This is a genomic window from Lachnoclostridium sp. An181, from assembly GCF_002160325.1.
GTDB lineage: Bacteria > Bacillota > Clostridia > Lachnospirales > Lachnospiraceae > An181.
On the sequence record NZ_NFKJ01000016.1, the window covers coordinates 15,280 to 29,318 of the forward strand.

Here is a 14,039-nt window from a genome sequence, read left to right on the forward strand (position 1 = left end):
TCCTTACAGTACTTCCGGAGCTAAGGAAACAATTTTCATAAACTGTTTCTCACGAAGCTCTCTGGCTACTGGTCCAAAAATACGAGTTCCTCTTGGGTTTTTATCCTCTTTTATGATAACTGCTGCGTTCTCATCAAAACGGATATAAGAACCGTCTTTACGGCGTGCGCCCTTTACAGTACGCACTACTACAGCTTTTACTACATCACCTTTTTTAACAACGCCGCCTGGTGTTGCATCTTTAACAGTAGCAACGATAACATCGCCGATATTTGCATATCTTCTTGTAGAACCGCCTAAAACACGGATGCAGAGAAGTTCTTTTGCACCAGTATTGTCTGCTACTTTCAGTCTACTTTCTTGCTGTATCATGCAGGTAAACCTCCTTCGATTATTTCACTTTTTCCATAATTTCGACAAGTCTCCATCTTTTATCTTTGGACAGCGGTCTTGTCTCCATAACTTTTACTTTATCACCAATGTTGCATTCGTTGTTTTCGTCATGCGCTTTCAATTTGTAAGTTCTCTTTACGATTTTGTTGTAAAGGGCATGTTTTACATGGTCTTCAACTGCAACTACGATTGTTTTATCCATTTTGTTGCTGATAACTTTACCAACACGGGTTTTTCTAAGATTTCTTTCCACCGTAATTCTCCTTTCCGCTGGACAGCGAATGAAATTTATTACCTTCTAATCATTATCGGTATGCAAAAATTATTTTGCAGCTTTCTCTGTGATCACTGTCTGAATTCTTGCGATATTTCTTCTTACTTCTTTAATTCTGCTAGTATTGTCCAACTGGTTTGTTGCGTTCTGGAATCTTAAATTGAAAAGTTCCTTTTTAGCAGCTACTAATTCTTCATTCAATTCTGCAGCTGATTTTGCTCTTAAATCTTCTACAAATGTATTAATTTTCACTGTTATCACCGCCTTCTAAGTCTGCGCGAGAAACTATTTTGCATTTACAAGGTAACTTATGAGTTGCAAGACGAAGAGCTTCTCTGGCTACTTCTTCCGGTACTCCGGCGATCTCAAACATCACACGTCCCGGTTTTACAACAGCTACCCAGTATTCCAATGTTCCTTTACCGGAACCCATACGAGTCTCAGCTGGTTTTGTAGTTACAGGTTTATCTGGGAATATTTTAATCCAAACTTTACCGCCACGTTTGATGTAACGTGTCATAGCGATACGGGCAGCCTCAATCTGGTTTGAACGAATCCAGCACGGCTCCATTGCAACGATACCATATTCACCATTTGAAATCGTATTTCCTCTCATGGCTTTTCCTCTCATGGAGCCACGGAACTGTTTACGACGTTTAACTCTTTTTGGCATTAACATTATTTATCGCTCCCTTCCTTAGTAGCCTTTGTTGGAAGAACCTCTCCTTTATAAATCCAAACTTTCACACCAACTTTTCCGTATGTTGTGTCAGCTTCTGCGAATCCATAGTCAATATCAGCACGAAGTGTCTGAAGCGGAATTGTTCCTTCGCTGTAGAACTCTGTACGAGCCATATCTGCTCCACCGAGACGTCCGGATACGGAAGTCTTGATTCCAAGAGCTCCTGCTTTCATACTTCTTGACATGCAGGATTTCATTGCACGTCTGAAGGAAATACGGTTTTCCAGCTGCTGAGCAATGTTCTCAGCCACAAGCTGTGCATCCTTGTCCGGTCTTTTGATCTCTTTGATGTCTACGATCAATTTCTTGTCTGTGAATTTAGCAAGTTCTGCTTTCACTTTTTCAATCTCAGCTCCGCCTTTACCGATCACGACACCTGGTTTTGCTGTATAGATAATGATTTTAACGCGGTCAGAAGCTCTCTCGATTTCCATCTTTGAGACTCCGGCGCTGTATAATTTTTTCTTAAGAAATGTTCTGATTTCATGGTCTTCTACTAAATTGTCAGCAAAATTGCCTTCTGCGTACCATTTAGAATCCCAGTCTTTGATAACACCGACTCTTAAGCCATGAGGATTAACTTTCTGTCCCATTGTTGCCCTCCTTATCTTTCATTGAGCACTACTGTGATATGGCTCATTCTCTTTTCGATTCTGTAAGCTCTACCCTGTGCTCTAGGTCTGATTCTCTTCATTGTTGGTCCTTTATTTGCGTAGCATTCTTCGATATAAAGGTTCTCAACATTCATTCCGTTATTGTTTTCAGCGTTTGCGATCGCTGATTCTAATAATTTCTTTATAATACTTGAAGCATATCTTGGGTTGTAAGTTAAAATACCAAGTGCTGTTGTTACATCCTTACCTCTGATGGCATCCAATACAAAGCATGCTTTCTGGACAGAAACTCTAGCATAAGATAACTTTGCTGATGGTCTGGTGTCCTTGTTCGCATTTCTCTCTCTCTTGATTTGGCTTCTGTGTCCTTTTGCCATGGATGAACCCTCCTTTCGAATACGTTATCTATTATCTAACTCTTGATTTCTTTTCGTCTTTTCCATGTCCTCTGTATGTTCTTGTTGCAACGAACTCACCGAGTTTGTGTCCAACCATATCCTCTGTTACATATACAGGTACATGTTTTCTTCCGTCGTGTACAGCGATTGTATGTCCAACCATGATCGGGAAGATTGTAGAACGGCGGGACCAAGTCTTGATGACAGATTTATCTCCGCTTGCATTCATTGCTTCCACTTTCTTTAACAGACTTGCATCTGCGAATGGTCCTTTTTTCAGTGAACGAGCCATAGGTTCTAACCTCCTTATTTGATACCTTTACCATCTCTTCTTCTTACAATCATCTTGTTAGAAGCTTTGTTTTTCTTACGTGTCTTAAGACCAAGTGCTGGTTTACCCCAAGGTGTGCTCGGGCCTGGACGACCGATTCCACACTTACCTTCACCACCACCGTGCGGATGGTCATTCGGGTTCATAACAGAACCACGTACTGTTGGTCTGATGCCCATGTGGCGTTTACGTCCTGCTTTACCTACATTGATAAGGTTGTGCTCTCCGTTTCCGACAACACCGATAGATGCGCGGCATACGATCGGCACCATTCTCATTTCACCTGAAGGAAGACGAAGTGTTGCGTACTTTCCTTCTTTCGCCATCAGCTGAGCGCTGTTTCCTGCGGAACGTACAAGCTGTCCGCCGTGTCCCGGATACAGTTCGATGTTGTGGATCTGTGTACCAACCGGGATCTGAGAAAGCGGCATGCAGTTTCCAACTCTTACCTCTGCCTCTGGTCCGTTCATGACCTTCATTCCGTCTGTCAGTCCCTGTGGTGCAAGGATATATGCTTTTTCACCGTCTGCATAGCAGATCAATGCGATGTTTGCAGATCTGTTCGGATCGTACTCGATTCCGATAACTGTTGCCGGAATTCCGTCTTTATTTCTCTTAAAATCAACAAGTCTGTATTTTCTCTTCTCTCCGCCTCCGCGGTGTCTTACTGTAATTTTACCCTGTGCATTACGACCAGCTGTCTTTTTCAAGGAAACTACCAAAGATTTCTCAGGAGTTGTCTTTGTGATCTCAGCGAAATCTGAGCCAGTCATATGTCTTCTGGAAGGTGTATATGGGCTGTATGTTTTAATTCCCATTACTGTCTCTCCTTTCAATTCACGTTTATTTTCGCGGTTTCACTCCGCATAGTTTTATTTGTTTCTTATAATCCAGCGAAGATCTCAATATCTGCTGAATCTTCTGTAAGCTGTACGATTGCTTTCTTTGTTTTAGCTGTCTTTCCGTATGTCATTCCGCGTCTTTTTGTCTTTCCGTCAGCGTTCATTGTGTTTACGCTTTTCACTTTTGCGCCTTCAAACATTTTTTCAACAGCTTCTTTGATCTGATTCTTTGTAGCCTCTGTGTGCACTAAGAATGTATATTTTTTGTCAGCCATAAGTGACATGCTCTTTTCAGTGATCACTGGTTTGAGGATTACGTCATAATACTGTACGTTTGCCATTATGCATACACCTCCTCGATGTTCGCTACAGCTGCCTTTGTGGCAATAACTGTGTTATATTTCATGATATCGTATACGTTGATGGAGTTTGTTCTTGCCATCTTTACTCCTGCAATGTTTCTTGCAGAAAGTTCTGCGTTTTTATTCTCACCTTCCAATACAACCAATGCTTTTGCAACGTTTAAGCTGTTGAGCATATTCTGGAAGTTCTTTGTTTTGATTTCTCCAAAGTTCATCTCATCAACGACGATGAATTTGTTTTCTTCTACTCTGGATGTAAGCGCTGATTTGAGAGCAGCTCTCTTTTCTTTCTTATTTAATTTGAAAGAATAATCTCTTGGTGTTGGAGCAAATACAACTCCGCCTCCTGTCCACTGTGGAGCTCTAGTTGAACCCTGTCTTGCATGACCGGTCCCTTTCTGTCTCCATGGTTTTCTTCCGCCTCCGGAAACTTCAGAACGTGTTTTTGCTTTCTGTGTTCCCTGACGTTTATTTGCAAGCTGGCTTACAACTGCCATGTGCATCAGGTGTTCGTTGACTTCAACACCAAACACAGCATCGTTCAAATCGATTGTTCCAACTTCTTTGCCTTCGATATTGTAAACAGATACGTTTGCCATCTGTGTGTTCCTCCTTTCCTAGTTAAAAGCCTAGGCTTTTACTGTTTCCTTGATTGTTACAAGTGATTTTTTCGGTCCTGGCACAGAACCTTTTACCAACAGTAAGTTGTTTTCTGCATCAACTCTAACAATTTCAAGATTCTGGATCGTGATTTTTTTACTTCCCATGTGTCCTGGCATCTTTTTGCCCTTGAATACTTTACTCGGATCAGATGCCGCACCGTTGGAACCTGCATGGCGGTGGAATTTAGAACCGTGAGCCATTGGTCCTCTGTGCTGATTGTGTCTCTTGATCGCACCCTGGAATCCTTTACCTTTGGAAACAGCAGTTGCATCAACTTTATCTCCTACAGCAAAGATATCAGCTTTGATCTCCTGTGCCAGAGCATACTCGGAAGCGTTTTCAAATCTGAATTCTCTAACGAATCTCTTTCCTGAAACACCAGCTTTGTCAAAGTGTCCTTTTTCAGCCTTTGTCACACCATGTCTGTGTGCGATTTCTTTCTTTCCGTTCTTGTCTTTGTTCACAATTTTTTCCTTCTTGTCAACAAAACCAACCTGGACAGCTTCGTAACCATCGTTCTCAACTGTTTTGATCTGTGTTACTACACATGGTCCAGCCTGAAGAACTGTTACCGGAGTCAAAACTCCGTCTTCGTTGAAGATTTGAGTCATTCCGACTTTTGTAGCTAAAATAGCTTTCTTCATTATAATTACCTCCTGTGATTTACAGCGGAACACGATTTACGTGTTCATCCTAAATTTTAGGATTGATACTGTCTTCTTATTTGTTTTTCATTTTGATATCAATGTAAACACCAGCCGGCATTTCCAATCTGGACAGCGCGTCCACAGTTTTCTGTGTCGGTGTGATGATATCGATCAGTCTCTTATGAGTTCTCTGTTCGAACTGCTCTCTGGAGTCTTTGTATTTGTGAACCGCTCTAAGGATTGTCACTACTTCCTTCTTTGTCGGAAGCGGTACCGGTCCGCTTACCTGTGCTCCATTTTTCTTTACAGTTTCGATGATTTTTTTTGCAGATGCATCAACCAACTGATGATCATACGCTTTCAATGTGATTCTCATTACTTGACTTGCCATAAAAAAAGTCGCCTCCTTTTCGTACTTTTAAACTTCAGTACGACAAGCGGTGACTGTACACTCTCCCGTGTGTGTCATGGTATGCTCACACGTTGTTACCATATCTCAATGGCTGTTATTGATTCGTACAGTGACTTGTCGCCAGTTTCCTAACTTGACATTCGCTCCACGGAAAACCTGCCATGTTGGTTTGCCATACCATCCCAATAGGCAGCAACCTCACGTTTCACAGCTATCATGTCACAGCTTTTTCAGTATACCCGAAACATTTTTACATTTCAAGCCTTTTCTTGTTTTTTTTGTATTTTTTTTAATACAATTTTCTACCCAAGAGCTTTCAGCATTTTTACTGATTCGCGTACATATTATATATAGAAAAACAACGTAATATTCTACCCCCTTTTAACCTTTTTCACCATTGATAAGTTTTCTGAAATTCATTGACTTTCCAAAGGGAAATTGTTAGAATTAAACGAAAGGCGGACATATTCGAATCCATTTTATTAAATCGGGGGTTTTGGTTTCGGGTTTGTCTGTTTGTTCTTTGATAACTAAACATTGATAATCTGGAGGGATGATTATGAACATCACATTAATCCTGCGTGCAGTCATTATCTTATACACTCTTGTGTTTGTTGTATTCCTTGTAAAAGACTGTATTGCTCACAAAGAAGATTTCACGAAGAAACATTTGATTGCCAACCTTATTATCGGTGCTGTCACAAACTTCTTCGACACACTGGGAATCGGAAGTTTTGCAACCACACAGGCTGGTTTTAAATTCGCAAAATCCAGCCCGGATGAAACAATGCCAGGTACACTCAACGTTGGCGATGCGATTCCTGTCGTAACAGAGTTCATCCTTTTCTTAAGTCTTGTAGAAGTTGAACCTCTTACTCTTGTAGCACTGCTTGCATCTGCAGCTATCGGAGCATATATCGGCGCTGGTATTGTTACAAAATGGCCTCTTAAGACGATTCGCTATGCTCTTGGTATCGCGTTGATCCTTCTCGCTATTCTGATGGGTTGCAGACAGCTGAATATCGGACCTTTCGGGGCTACAGGAACAGCTCTTGCACTGACTGGTGCAAAATTGGTTCTTGGCGTTATCATCAACTTCTTCCTTGGCGCTCTTATGACAGTAGGTGTAGGCCTCTACGCTCCATGTCTTGCTATGGTGGGAGCTCTTGGAATGAACGTACAGGCAGCTTTTCCTATCATGATGGGTTCCTGTGCATTCCTGATGCCATCTTGCGGAATCAAGTTCGTAAAAGAAGGAAAATACGACAGACCTGCAGCCATCTGCTTGACAATAGGCGGTATGATCGGTGTATTCATCGCGTACTTCCTTGTAAAGAAATTACCGTTAGACATCCTTATTTGGATCGTTATCGTAGTAATGCTTTATACATCTTTTGTATTTTTCAAAGATGCATCCAAAACTCAGAATTAAAAAAACTGCGGCCTTTTGATATGTACCCTCCTTGCTGGACATCCAGTAAGGAGGGTACATATTATTTTAGGTTACAGTTTTTTATTCTTTTAAGATCTTCTTTGCATATTCCACTACTCTTTTGACCGCAAGAGATGCTGTCTCCAGATTTCTCACCGCAATTCCAAGTTCTCTATAATACGCCGGTTTTAAAGGAACTGCCGCTACTTTATCCTCAAATCCTTCCAAAACAAGGCGGGGCAGCACGCTCACACCAAGCCCATTTGCGACCATAGATATGATCGTATAATCGTCTCTGGATACAAATTTCACATTCATTTTATTACCTATCGTTTTATACACATTCGCTACGTCCGAATCAAACTCTTTTGGCGAGACCACCATCCCCTCCTTTTCAAACCACGATACATCAAATTCCCGTTTTTTTGCGTCTTTATGGTCTACAGGTAAAACTGCCACGATCGGATCTGTCGCCAGGGGAATCCATTCCCTTCCCACACTAGCCCCCCGACTGCAAAAAATCATATCCACTTGATTCTCTTTTAACCATTCTTCCAGTTCTCCACTGCCACCTTCCACAAGCTGGACACGGACTCCCGGATAATGTTTCTGAAACTCTTTCAACATTTTCGGCAGCCAGTGCACCGCAACGCTTGTAAAAACCCCAATCCTAACTTCTCCTTCTTCCACTCCACGCACTCTGGCAGCCTCCTGCCGGATCTTCTCTTCCCACTGCAGTATCTCACAGATAAAAGGAAACATATGCCTACCCTCCTCTGTCAAAGACACGCCTGTCCTTTTACGCATCAAAAGAGAAAAGCCAAATTCCTTTTCCATAGCATTGATCATCTGTGTCACAGCAGACTGCGTGTATCCCAGCATTTGCGCTGCTTTTGTAAAACTGCCATACTCCACCGCTGCACGGAAAACCTCATATTTTTTTGCATCCATCGCAACCACCTTCTATAAGATTTTGTAATATTTTATATAATAATTATTTAATTTACTTATATCTCTTTTTATACTATAATGACGTATAGAAAGTCAAGCATGTAATGTCCTCAAAACATACCTCTGATTGACATACCAAAACTATTATTCCATGAATACCCTTTTGGAATACAAAAAAGCTGCGACGCCCCCATATCGCAGCTTTTTTATTTTATTCATTTTCGAGTTTTCTCATCTTAAGTTTCAATAGCGCCAGCGCTTTTTTGCAGTCAAGCTCAGTCATGTTGTTTTCTCCCACAACATTCGTTTCAACGCCTTCCACACTTTTATTGATATCCACAACACCGTCCAGATAATCGTTCACCACAACGAATTGACCTGCCGTCCCGCTGAAATTAAGTCCCGTGACCGCAATACCTCTCGTGCCAAGCTGTTCCAGTGTGTTGGCATAGTCGACATCACTGTTGCCCCATCCATCTGATGAAACAATTGCTCCGTCCGCCCTCATACACTCAGCCCACACAGCTGCCCTTGTTCCCACGAGCATTTTATCGTCATTATCATCCGGTGTTCCCACAATGATTACTCCCATCAAATCTACATCATCATCATTGTACACAACGTCCAACAGAGGATCTCTGAAATGATGAAGCGACGTTTCCTTTGTTGAAGGTCCAATTCCCATTTTCTAACACCTCCTACTGCATAGAACGGATGATTCCGTCCCTGTATTCATTCGGAGTGAGCATTACCGGCATGTTTCCCATATCAATGATCGACTTGCCTCCCTCCACTCCGGATGGCTCTTTTGCAAACAAATGAGTATCATACATTGCTCCCTGGCCAGCCACCTGTCGGATGATCACAACTCTTTTTCTCCCCGGTCTCACCCTGTCATAGTAATCGTGGCGCTCTGTAGCCAGATCCCCTTTAAACTTCTTCATCTTTTCTCTGAAAAGCTGCACAAACTCATCACACGCTCTGTGTGCAGCTGTTGGTCCCGGACGTTCCTGTCCCATTCCTGCTGCAAGTGTCACATCAAAGGAGATGATATAATCGTCCTCTCCAGGAGTTCCCGCGCGTCCAAGGTACAGTTGATCTTTTAAATTTCCTTCCGAGGATCCAAACTCATGGGTCTGTTTTCCGTTTGTATCCACTCCGGTCAGCATCACATACACGCCGGTCAATGTGTGCGTGATACCCTCGCCCAATTTTCCAAGTACCTTTGTGGATATTGGGATGATATCCATGATGGTATTTGTCCACCTGTCATGTTCGCCCGGTTTGATGATCTGAATATCAATTTTCTCTATGTATGGTTCCTTTTTCACAAGGTCATCCAAAAGCCCTTTATTGATCGTCATCTTACCGTCAACGGTAACTGTGTTCTCTTCTCCCCATTCCACTTCTGTCACATGAAAAGCCTTGATAACAAGTCTTCTTAGTTCTCTCTCTTTATCCGGCAGCATTTCTTTACACCTCCCATAGTTGTCCTCCATTGCTACTGGAGGATTTCTCTGCAGCACAGGAAAATATCATTCTCCTGTGTTGCAAAAAAGGGCAGATGCACGCATCTGCCCTCCAGCATTTAAATCCTTAGATTTTTGCTACATACTCGTATGGCAGCGGAACGATTGTTCCTGGAGTTTCAATCTCAACCAATTTCTCCAATGCTGCTTTTACGATCTGTGTCTGCTGTTCCACATTGTGTGGTCCACCTGCATTTGCTCCCATTGGAACCAACGGAGCTACCGCACGTGGTGTTCCGGTCTGACGTACGACCGGAGGAAGAGCTGCAATGATAATTGTAGGAATTCCAGCTTCTTCAATCGCTCTCTGCACCAGAACTGCAGAGCGGTGGCAGGTACCTCAGCCAGCGGTGAGGATAACTGCATCAACATCCTCTTCTGCGAACATCTTAGCGATAGCAGGACCAGTTTCATGTTTGAATTTCTCCTGGTTTCCGCCGCCTCCCATAAATCCTGCATGAACAGGTGCACAAGCTCTGATAAATCCTTCTTTTGCCAGTTCATGGATACGATCGATCGGGAACATACAGTTGATGTCTTTATTAACATCACTGTTGTCATATCCACCATGGGATACCATCAACTCACTGGATGGTGTTGTGTTCTCGATTTTTCTCCATGTAAAGTCACCTGCCAGATTAAATCTCTCCTGGTCTTTTTTGTGAACACCTGCTGCCGTTGCAAGAGCTACAGACATGTCTTTGATTGCTTTTTTCACAGGAGCCCACACCGGCGGTGGAGTAATCGGAACGAATATTTCAGATTGCATTCCTTTAACAACTGTTAAACTCATGATTATACCTCCTTATTATCTATACGCTGCTGACGCATCTCTTCTTGTTTGCGTCTTTCCTTTTCAATGTTGCTGACATATTTTTCGTTTACTTCCGGACCCAACTGTTCCGGGAAACTCATATTCCATCCAAGCTCCTGTCCCACTTTCAGCGGGTAATCACAGATAAACATCCTTTTCGGAGCTTTAAAGAATCCAAGGCGTCCTTTGAGATCGACACTGATACTGCAGTCATCAATATCCACGATCACGCCTTCCATACGGATGATCTTGTCACCATATTGTAATTCTTTCATTGTCAACACCCAGGATTAGTCGTATTTTTCCTTACGTTTCTGGCTCATTGGCAGAGACTGCTCATTTGCAACAAGATCAACTTTCTTGCCGTATGCTTTCTCGATCAGCTCTACGTTTGTAGCTTTTACGTTTGGATTCCATTTCTTCTCTGCCTTTTTGATGTCTTCTCCAGCCATAGCTGTCTTCAACATAGCAAGGGCACGGATTGCATCTTCTGGGCAAAGCGTATTACATCCAAGTACTTCGTTTTCAATACCGGATTCAGATTTATTGTTATCAACCATTGCTGTCATGTATTTGTTACCAACAACAAGTGCACCCTGTACTGCACAGTAGGACATACCAACTACCGGAACGCCTCTCATACCGATCTGCTCCAGATGGCTTGCGAAATCGATGTGGTTGTTTCCGAAACCTTCTGTTGTAACGAAAGCTCCATCAACGTCCATAGCTTCTACTGTGTAACCTACACGTTTGGATACATAGAATTTCTCAGCATTGATCTGAGGAGAACCTACGAATACAACGCCGCAGAGGTCAACCTCTTCATCATGAAGAGCTTCAAGAACCAATGGCTCTCTCCAGTAATGTCTGGACATCTCTTTAGATGCAGGTCCGATACATGTAAGTGCATGGATACATCCGTCAAGAACTTCCAACGGAGATACGCATACAGGAACGTTTCCTAAGTCAACGTTTGCTCTTGCTCCAAGTACTCCAACCGGCTCTACAGGAAGGATGAAGTTGTCATGCATAGCACCCTGTCCCATGATCTCTTTTACGATAACAACTTTTTTCTTTCCAGGACGGCGAACCTGTTTCAATTCTTCTGTGTCTACCACAAGGCTCTCATCCAGTTTCTTGAGAACTGTACGGATTTCCTGTGTGATCACATCGAATGCTGTATGTGCTGCCATAGGTCCACGGCGTTCCATGTTTGTTTTCTCCTGGATTACAATGTTACCTTTGATAAAGATTTCTCCTTTATCTGGGCATCCCGGACGGTTCCACATAATATTTTCATCAAGGTATCCTTCGGAAGAACCAAACTCACCAATCTGAACACCATCTTCATCTGTACCTGTAAGCATCATAACAACACCATCAAGAACTCTTGTCACACCTGTTCCAAGATCAGAGTCTCCCTCTTTTGTAGCGATCGGCTGAACGTCCATGATTGTCTCTGAATACGTGTGGTATTTATCTGGTGTAATGATTTCGAGTTCGAATTTTTTCACCAGTTCCTGATCAGCAACAACATCTGCTTCAATACCTTCACGGATATAAAGAGTTGTTCCTTCAATCTTTGTCTCTGGTCCTCTTTTTACTTCTGTGATCTTGAAGTGTTTTCTTGTAAGTGTTCTGATCACTTTTTCTTCTTCAACAGCTGCCGGTGCCGGTGCTGCTGCAACTCCTGCTACAGGCGCCTCAGTCACCTCTGCAACTGCAGCTCCTCCTGATGTAAGGCCTGTAGGAAGTTCAATATTGATATCCTTTCCTTCACCAATGTGAATTCTGAGAACACCGCCTGCTGCTGGACCTGCTACCGGTGCCGGTGCTGCTGGCGCTGCTGCAACTGGTACTGCTGTTTCTTCTGCTGCCTCTTCACTTGCCACCTCTTTTACTCCATCCAAAACGTCTGGTGTCAGTGGTGTAAGAGAATCACAAGTTTTTGTAAGTGTTGCCCCCAAAATCTGTTCGATTGTCAGACAACCGTCCAAGTTCAATAATCCTGAATCTACCAGATCATCAAAGATAGCTGGGTCTTCAAGATTTGATGCGCTAAGCACAGTGCCTGCTTCTGCTCTACAGCAGAGCACTGCAGGGTCTTTTGCATGTTCTTTCGCTGTTTCAGCTGTAATTGACATATGATTTTACCTCCTTATGTGGTTTAAGAATGGCCAGGTTTCCCTGTGCCTGCATATATATACAACCGCAATGTGCGCGGACCTTAGTCCAAAAAAAGAAAATCGGGGTAACTTTTTGTAACGCCAAAGCGGCAGTAATACCATTTTCCTTAAATATCCTGATCTACTGTTTTGGACACTTTCAGATATCTGTAAAGAGGATGTCCAATCGTCCTCATCACATGATCAGTCTGATGGAATACTTTCAGTTTCATCTTCGGCGCGGAACCCATCACTGTGTTGGAACAGTCGGAACAGTTTCCGATGATGATATATTCTGCTTTATCTTTCTTAAACTGAAGATTGTTCTTTGCCTGTCCCGGACAAATACCCGGTCTTTCACACTTCAGAGCACCGTTTTTCATCTCCATTGCCTGTTTACATCTTGCCACGGAAACAACGGTACCATTCATTTTCTGACAGACATCTCTCATTCTCTCCTCATCGCCGCCGCATGCGCATACGAGAAGTCCTACATTTGCTCCGTGCAGATCCGGAAATTCCATTGTGACGATAATGCCGCCTGTCGTCTTTGTGATCGGAGCTTCCAATGTTGTTGCCTTTCCAGTGAAAGGTCCCCCCATAATGATCTCTCCGTATACGCCGTCAATACCGCCGGCTCTCTCGATCAGCTCTCCAACGCTTGTCCCAACCGGAACATCCATGTAAACGTGAGGTTCATTTCCTCCGTTGAGCTTACCGATGACTGTAAGGTTTTTGCTGAAACAAGGTTTCTTCTCGTCAATTGCCTCTGCTACTCTTGCAAGCGTCTCCACATTGATAACGATTGAATTTGCAGCAAGCGGCAACTTCGTCGGATCCAGCTCAATGCCAAGGCACTCTCTTACTACTGCTCTTTCCTCTCCCATCGGATAAATGTCCGCCAGAAGGTGGATGGAAATAGCCGGCTCGTTCTTCAGAGCCTCTTTTAATACTTTTACAGCCTTCCCATTTTTCTTTTTGATCGCAAAGATTGCTTTTCCGGCATTTGAGATTTCCATCACATATTTCACGCCGCGGATGACCTTGTCCGCCTCTTCCTCGATCTGCTGTATGTTGTGGCGAAGTCCCGGCTCACACTCAGCTGCATTGATAAGGATATATCCTCCTTGTAAATCTGTATCGATCTTCACCCCTGTCGGGAAACCAGCGCCGCCCATTCCTACAATACCGGCAGCTTTTACCATGTCTAATTTGCTGGCATCTTCCGGCACATTGATCGGAACAAATGTTTCTTTCTGCTCTTCATCCGGCTTGATAATGATGCGGTCCTCTTTTACTTCCTCGACCACGCCGTACACACTAGAGAAGATATTTGCTCCCAATCCTGTTGGCGTAGCGATCAAAGTACCTTTTTCTACGTTATCCCCTGCTTTTACAATCGGCTCGCAAGGCGCACCGACATGCTGTCTCAATAGGATCTGTATACTTCCCATGACAACCATCTCCTTT

Annotated in this window: 20 protein-coding genes; 1 reads left to right on the forward strand and 19 read right to left on the reverse strand. The window is 43.1% G+C overall.

The window, feature by feature from the left end; all coding sequences use genetic code 11:
- Positions 1-3: 3 nt before the first annotated feature.
- The 12 genes from rplN to rpsJ form a co-directional block, all read right to left on the reverse strand.
- The gene (gene rplN / locus B5F18_RS10025) at positions 4-372 is read right to left on the reverse strand and encodes a 50S ribosomal protein L14 (RefSeq protein ID WP_087157528.1); all 369 of its coding nucleotides are present in this window, start codon (positions 370-372) and stop codon (positions 4-6) included.
- A 19-nt stretch (positions 373-391) separates the two neighbouring features.
- Positions 392-646 (reverse strand): 30S ribosomal protein S17, encoded by a 255-nt coding sequence (gene rpsQ, locus B5F18_RS10030; protein ID WP_087157529.1) that lies wholly within the window; start codon positions 644-646, stop codon positions 392-394.
- Between the two features lie 69 nt (positions 647-715).
- Positions 716-919 carry a 50S ribosomal protein L29 gene (rpmC, locus tag B5F18_RS10035; protein ID WP_087157530.1) on the reverse strand — a complete coding sequence of 68 codons (204 nt, stop codon included), beginning with the start codon at positions 917-919 and terminating at the stop codon, positions 716-718.
- A complete protein-coding gene (gene rplP, locus B5F18_RS10040) occupies positions 909-1,346 on the reverse strand; it encodes a 50S ribosomal protein L16 (protein ID WP_087157531.1) in 438 nt (145 codons plus the stop codon). The genes rpmC and rplP overlap by 11 nt, the downstream gene beginning before the upstream one ends.
- Complete coding sequence (gene rpsC / locus B5F18_RS10045; RefSeq protein ID WP_087157532.1) at positions 1,346-2,002, reverse strand: 30S ribosomal protein S3; 657 nt, start codon at positions 2,000-2,002, stop codon at positions 1,346-1,348. The genes rplP and rpsC overlap by 1 nt, the downstream gene beginning before the upstream one ends.
- Positions 2,003-2,013: 11 nt before the next feature.
- Positions 2,014-2,400, reverse strand: a complete 387-nt coding sequence (gene rplV, locus B5F18_RS10050; protein ID WP_087157533.1) for a 50S ribosomal protein L22 — start codon at positions 2,398-2,400, stop codon at positions 2,014-2,016.
- Positions 2,401-2,431: 31 nt separating this feature from the next.
- Positions 2,432-2,713, reverse strand: a complete 282-nt coding sequence (gene rpsS, locus B5F18_RS10055; RefSeq protein ID WP_087157534.1) for a 30S ribosomal protein S19 — start codon at positions 2,711-2,713, stop codon at positions 2,432-2,434.
- Positions 2,714-2,727: 14 nt separating this feature from the next.
- Positions 2,728-3,570 carry a 50S ribosomal protein L2 gene (rplB, locus tag B5F18_RS10060; RefSeq protein ID WP_087157535.1) on the reverse strand — a complete coding sequence of 281 codons (843 nt, stop codon included), beginning with the start codon at positions 3,568-3,570 and terminating at the stop codon, positions 2,728-2,730.
- A gap of 65 nt (positions 3,571-3,635) precedes the next feature.
- A complete protein-coding gene (gene rplW / locus B5F18_RS10065; protein WP_087157536.1) occupies positions 3,636-3,935 on the reverse strand; it encodes a 50S ribosomal protein L23 in 300 nt (99 codons plus the stop codon).
- The gene (gene rplD, locus B5F18_RS10070; protein WP_087157537.1) at positions 3,935-4,555 is read right to left on the reverse strand and encodes a 50S ribosomal protein L4; all 621 of its coding nucleotides are present in this window, start codon (positions 4,553-4,555) and stop codon (positions 3,935-3,937) included. Before rplD ends, rplW begins: the two co-directional genes overlap by 1 nt.
- 30 nt (positions 4,556-4,585) lie before the next feature.
- Positions 4,586-5,263 carry a 50S ribosomal protein L3 gene (rplC, locus tag B5F18_RS10075; protein WP_087157538.1) on the reverse strand — a complete coding sequence of 226 codons (678 nt, stop codon included), beginning with the start codon at positions 5,261-5,263 and terminating at the stop codon, positions 4,586-4,588.
- Positions 5,264-5,339: 76 nt separating this feature from the next.
- Positions 5,340-5,657, reverse strand: coding sequence for a 30S ribosomal protein S10 (rpsJ, locus tag B5F18_RS10080; RefSeq protein ID WP_087157539.1), 318 nt, complete (start codon positions 5,655-5,657; stop codon positions 5,340-5,342).
- Between the two features lie 580 nt (positions 5,658-6,237).
- Between rpsJ and B5F18_RS10085 the strand changes: the two genes are divergently transcribed.
- Positions 6,238-7,110: a sulfite exporter TauE/SafE family protein gene (locus tag B5F18_RS10085; protein ID WP_087157540.1), complete on the forward strand. Its 873-nt coding sequence runs from the start codon at positions 6,238-6,240 to the stop codon at positions 7,108-7,110.
- 81 nt (positions 7,111-7,191) lie between these two features.
- Here the strand turns inward: B5F18_RS10085 and B5F18_RS10090 are convergent, their stop codons facing one another.
- From B5F18_RS10090 to prdC, 7 genes are all read right to left on the reverse strand, one after another.
- The gene (locus B5F18_RS10090; protein WP_087157541.1) at positions 7,192-8,061 is read right to left on the reverse strand and encodes a LysR family transcriptional regulator; all 870 of its coding nucleotides are present in this window, start codon (positions 8,059-8,061) and stop codon (positions 7,192-7,194) included.
- Positions 8,062-8,272: 211 nt separating this feature from the next.
- Positions 8,273-8,746 carry a glycine/sarcosine/betaine reductase component B subunit gene (locus B5F18_RS10095; protein ID WP_087157542.1) on the reverse strand — a complete coding sequence of 158 codons (474 nt, stop codon included), beginning with the start codon at positions 8,744-8,746 and terminating at the stop codon, positions 8,273-8,275.
- Between the two features lie 13 nt (positions 8,747-8,759).
- On the reverse strand, positions 8,760-9,530 hold the full coding sequence (gene prdD, locus B5F18_RS10100; RefSeq protein WP_334293336.1) for a proline reductase cluster protein PrdD: 771 nt from the start codon (positions 9,528-9,530) through the stop codon (positions 8,760-8,762).
- 127 nt (positions 9,531-9,657) lie between these two features.
- Positions 9,658-10,383, reverse strand: coding sequence for a D-proline reductase (dithiol) protein PrdB (gene prdB, locus B5F18_RS10105; protein WP_087157543.1), 726 nt, complete (start codon positions 10,381-10,383; stop codon positions 9,658-9,660).
- Between the two features lie 2 nt (positions 10,384-10,385).
- A complete protein-coding gene (locus B5F18_RS10110) occupies positions 10,386-10,679 on the reverse strand; it encodes a CBO2463/CBO2479 domain-containing protein (RefSeq protein WP_087157544.1) in 294 nt (97 codons plus the stop codon).
- Between the two features lie 15 nt (positions 10,680-10,694).
- A complete protein-coding gene (gene prdA / locus B5F18_RS10115; RefSeq protein WP_087157545.1) occupies positions 10,695-12,548 on the reverse strand; it encodes a D-proline reductase (dithiol) proprotein PrdA in 1,854 nt (617 codons plus the stop codon).
- A gap of 149 nt (positions 12,549-12,697) precedes the next feature.
- Positions 12,698-14,023, reverse strand: coding sequence for a proline reductase-associated electron transfer protein PrdC (gene prdC / locus B5F18_RS10120; RefSeq protein ID WP_087157546.1), 1,326 nt, complete (start codon positions 14,021-14,023; stop codon positions 12,698-12,700).
- Positions 14,024-14,039: the final 16 nt, after the last annotated feature.

Coding starts and splice junctions, on each gene's coding strand:
- rplN (WP_087157528.1), bottom strand. CDS start 372: ATGATACAGCAAGAAAGTAGACTGAAAGTAGCAGACAATACTGGTGCA.
- rplP (WP_087157531.1), bottom strand. CDS start 1,346: ATGTTAATGCCAAAAAGAGTTAAACGTCGTAAACAGTTCCGTGGCTCC.
- rpsC (WP_087157532.1), bottom strand. CDS start 2,002: ATGGGACAGAAAGTTAATCCTCATGGCTTAAGAGTCGGTGTTATCAAA.
- rplV (WP_087157533.1), bottom strand. CDS start 2,400: ATGGCAAAAGGACACAGAAGCCAAATCAAGAGAGAGAGAAATGCGAAC.
- rpsS (WP_087157534.1), bottom strand. CDS start 2,713: ATGGCTCGTTCACTGAAAAAAGGACCATTCGCAGATGCAAGTCTGTTA.
- rplB (WP_087157535.1), bottom strand. CDS start 3,570: ATGGGAATTAAAACATACAGCCCATATACACCTTCCAGAAGACATATG.
- rplW (WP_087157536.1), bottom strand. CDS start 3,935: ATGGCAAACGTACAGTATTATGACGTAATCCTCAAACCAGTGATCACT.
- rplD (WP_087157537.1), bottom strand. CDS start 4,555: ATGGCAAACGTATCTGTTTACAATATCGAAGGCAAAGAAGTTGGAACA.
- rplC (WP_087157538.1), bottom strand. CDS start 5,263: ATGAAGAAAGCTATTTTAGCTACAAAAGTCGGAATGACTCAAATCTTC.
- rpsJ (WP_087157539.1), bottom strand. CDS start 5,657: ATGGCAAGTCAAGTAATGAGAATCACATTGAAAGCGTATGATCATCAG.
- B5F18_RS10085 (WP_087157540.1), top strand. CDS start 6,238: ATGAACATCACATTAATCCTGCGTGCAGTCATTATCTTATACACTCTT.
- B5F18_RS10090 (WP_087157541.1), bottom strand. CDS start 8,061: ATGGATGCAAAAAAATATGAGGTTTTCCGTGCAGCGGTGGAGTATGGC.
- B5F18_RS10095 (WP_087157542.1), bottom strand. CDS start 8,746: ATGGGAATTGGACCTTCAACAAAGGAAACGTCGCTTCATCATTTCAGA.
- prdD (WP_334293336.1), bottom strand. CDS start 9,530: ATGCTGCCGGATAAAGAGAGAGAACTAAGAAGACTTGTTATCAAGGCT.
- B5F18_RS10110 (WP_087157544.1), bottom strand. CDS start 10,679: ATGAAAGAATTACAATATGGTGACAAGATCATCCGTATGGAAGGCGTG.
- prdA (WP_087157545.1), bottom strand. CDS start 12,548: ATGTCAATTACAGCTGAAACAGCGAAAGAACATGCAAAAGACCCTGCA.
- prdC (WP_087157546.1), bottom strand. CDS start 14,023: ATGGGAAGTATACAGATCCTATTGAGACAGCATGTCGGTGCGCCTTGC.